This is a genomic window from Mesorhizobium sp. M1A.F.Ca.IN.020.03.2.1 (genome assembly GCF_004023205.1).
Classification (GTDB): domain Bacteria; phylum Pseudomonadota; class Alphaproteobacteria; order Rhizobiales; family Rhizobiaceae; genus Mesorhizobium.
The window spans coordinates 1-2,938 of the sequence record NZ_RZSV01000394.1 but is presented as its reverse complement, the minus strand read 5'-3'; the positions used below and the strand labels follow the sequence as shown (position 1 = coordinate 2,938).

Genomic DNA, 2,938 nt, shown 5'->3' with positions numbered 1-2,938 from the left:
GCTGAGGGGTGTGCGGTGGAGAGCTTGCGGTAAACACAGCCTGCCAACGGGTTCTAGGAAACAGTGGCTCCTACGCTTGCCTCGCGCGTTCCTCGACCTGTGCAACCGAATGGGCGCGATGATCCTGCTTGTAACCGCTTTCGGGCGAAACGATCTGTCGGTCGACGCCCCTTTTCCTACAAAATGCTTCGCCCTTTCCTTTCCGTCCAAGCGGCAGGCTGGTATGGTTCCGGGTATTCCTTTGAGGTGCTGACGGATATCGGAACGCCAGTTGGGCTGGGGTTACCGATAAGAGTTGGCACGGAAGATGTAGAGAGACACCATTGATGGAAAAGCGCCCGACCAAGGGAGAGAAGACTTGGATAGCCGCGCAAGAAAGGTTCGAGGCTGAGGAAGAAATTCCTTCGCCCCGCCCTATCAGTGGGCGCAAGCGATGTTCGAGATCCGTCTCGTTCTCTGGCTTTGCTTTGCCATGCTTTGCATCATCGCGTGGCGAATCTGGTAGCTCTAACGTAGGACAGCGGCAACCAAACCGTAGTTGATGCCAGTCACACTTCGCGTTGCCGTGACCATTCTGCCCACTTCCGCCGCATTAGCTTGATAGCTCCCACCCGACGCTGATCGGCCCGACGTTCCGACTGCAAAGTCATATTCTTCTGTGATGCCCGCCCAAGTATAGGTTGGAGCTGAATTGCCGCAGCGCGCGCAGGCGAACAAAAGACCGTGGTCGTCGACGTTGATGGTACCTGTGCCCGGATTGGCGCTACTAACCAGGGTTGCGGTCGGGACTAAGCTTCTGAGGTTAAGGCACCGGTAAGACGCGATCGACATCATCTGTGCACCCCAAGATGCGCCGCAGACGATGCTAACGGTTTGGTTGCCCGCCGCTATATTTGATGGCAGCTTGGCTGCGACGATGGCCGCGTAGGTCGACGCCCCTATCGTATCCACGAGGATGGAAAAAGCGACGCCGGCAATAGTTCCGGAGATCGAGGTAATGGAGCCCGAGTTGCCTGATCCCAGCACCTCACAAACAACGCTGCGCTCAGTCGCCGCTCCCGTGTCGACAGTAAAGTTATAACTCGACAATGAAATATCGTTGTATGCCGTTGCGATGAACGACTTACTGGGCAGCAATAGGCCAGCCTTAGGTGGAGCAATACCGGGTAGCATCTACAAATCAAGCTCCAAGACGGTCTTCAACTCACTGACGGATATTTGGTAGGTGGCAAGCATAGCCGTAACTCGTTCCTTGGCAGTCGGAGGAGCTGGCGGCCGAGGGGTGTCCTCGACTTCGTAGACCTGCTGGATGACAGCACCAGTTTCAACATAGGAGGGTGAACCCACCGTCTGCTTGCCGTCTGGCGCATTGAACGGGACAGCGATTTTGCCGCCAACGGCCTCCACTTCTTCGAGGGCCCAGATGCCTTGATCATAGAAGCCGCGCAGGCTGTCGCCGTTCATCTGGATTTCGATGGGGTAAGGGTCGCACGGCGTTTCCACCTGCCGACCGTCGCCGTAAACAGCGGTGTAGGTGCCTACCATCTGTATAACGATCGAGGAGCCGTGCCACTCCTGCCAAACGTCATCGATCTTGCGAACAAGAATGGACATTTTCCAACTCCTTTAGGTGCGGATGACGCCGGTGACGACGATCCGGCTGGTGGTGTCGACGAAGCCGACAAGGAAGACGGTTTCCGATGTGCCGATTGTGATAGGGAACCCTTCGACGCCGGTAGCAACCGCGAAGTTGGCGCTAAGGCCCAGGGTGCGGGCGGAAGTAACGGCCGTGGCCTTCAACACGAAGCCAAAGAGCGGATTCGCATTCGTTGGATTGCCAAGGGTGGCGTTCGTGGATAGCGCCACAGAAACATTATTGCCCAGCGACATGTCCCACGTGACCGTCGCACTCGAGGTGAGCGCCTGGTAAGCCACGGTCGTCTTCAGAGCCGCCGCGGACAGGAGCTTGCCCGCAGTGCCGAGCTGAAATTCGCTATTCGAGGCTATTGCCGCGGAAGCAAGCATCGCATAAGTCAGCACGCCAGCCGGAACCATGCCGGTCGTGATCTGCCCGAACCCCACAACGCTAGACACACGCCGCAGGACCGTATCGTCGGCAGCAGCCGCAATGTCTGCGCGCACGCCGCTCGAATTGGCAGACCGGCCGAAAACACTGACGGCTCCGCCATTGTCCAATTTGGCGGGCGAGAAACTGCCATCCGGGACCGTCACCGTCCCCGTGAATGTCGGGCTGGCCTTCGCGCGAAGCTCGTGTCCACATAGGCGGTGGTGGCGAGCTTGGCGCTGTTGTCGCCGGCGGCCTGTGTCGGCGCCGTCGGCGTGCCGGTGAAAGCGGGGCTTGCTTTCGGCGCCAAACTCGCCACCGCCACCCCACTGTCCTTGCCGGCCTTCCTCGTCGTGCCGGCGAAGGTCACGATGTTGTCGGTCACCGAACTCGCCGGCCCGGAAAAGTCACCACTGCCCAGGCCATCCGCGCCTTTGTCGCCGGCGCGCGTGAAGATCAGCCAGATGCCGTCGGCGGTCGTGGGCAAGGTGCCGGCGCCACTGACATAGGCGAGCGTCAGTTTGCGATAGCCGCCGCCGTCCACCACCGAGCCGGTGACGCTGTAGACATAGGCGATTGCCGCTGACGCCTTTGAGCGCAGCGTGAGCTGGCCCTTGATCGGGTTGGTGCTGTCGTCGAACGTATCCAGGATGCCGCTCACCGTGGCGCCGCTGGAATCGAGGTTGTCGATATAGGCGACTGTGGCGGAGGCGGCGCTGGCATTGTTCAGCCGCAGCGTGCCGTTGCCGGGGTCGGCATCGGCGGTGCTGGTGGAGAAGGTGTAGCCAAGTGCCGCCACGGCGTTGGCCGCGGCGGCGGCGCTCGCCGCCGCGTTGCTGGCCGAGGTCGTCGCATTGGTCGCCGAGCTGGCAG

3 protein-coding genes and 1 pseudogene are annotated in these 2,938 nt (G+C 60.3%); all 4 read right to left on the bottom strand.

Going from position 1 to position 2,938, the window contains the following annotated elements; all coding sequences use genetic code 11:
* Positions 1 to 507: 507 nt before the first annotated feature.
* Positions 508 to 1,137, bottom strand: a complete 630-nt coding sequence (locus tag EOA79_RS31120) for a hypothetical protein (RefSeq protein ID WP_127335250.1) — start codon at positions 1,135 to 1,137, stop codon at positions 508 to 510.
* 36 nt (positions 1,138 to 1,173) lie between these two features.
* Positions 1,174 to 1,614 carry a hypothetical protein gene (locus EOA79_RS31115; protein ID WP_095824465.1) on the bottom strand — a complete coding sequence of 147 codons (441 nt, stop codon included), beginning with the start codon at positions 1,612 to 1,614 and terminating at the stop codon, positions 1,174 to 1,176.
* 12 nt (positions 1,615 to 1,626) lie between these two features.
* Positions 1,627 to 2,232, bottom strand: a complete 606-nt coding sequence (locus EOA79_RS31110; protein WP_127335251.1) for a hypothetical protein — start codon at positions 2,230 to 2,232, stop codon at positions 1,627 to 1,629.
* Positions 2,229 to 2,938: pseudogene (locus EOA79_RS33070) on the bottom strand (hypothetical protein); the annotation flags it as partial. The pseudogene EOA79_RS33070 and the gene EOA79_RS31110, both read right to left, overlap by 4 nt.

Bases quoted from the DNA above. Each gene is read 5' to 3' on its own strand.
- EOA79_RS31115 (WP_095824465.1), bottom strand. From the start codon at position 1,614: ATGTCCATTCTTGTTCGCAAGATCGATGACGTTTGGCAGGAGTGGCAC.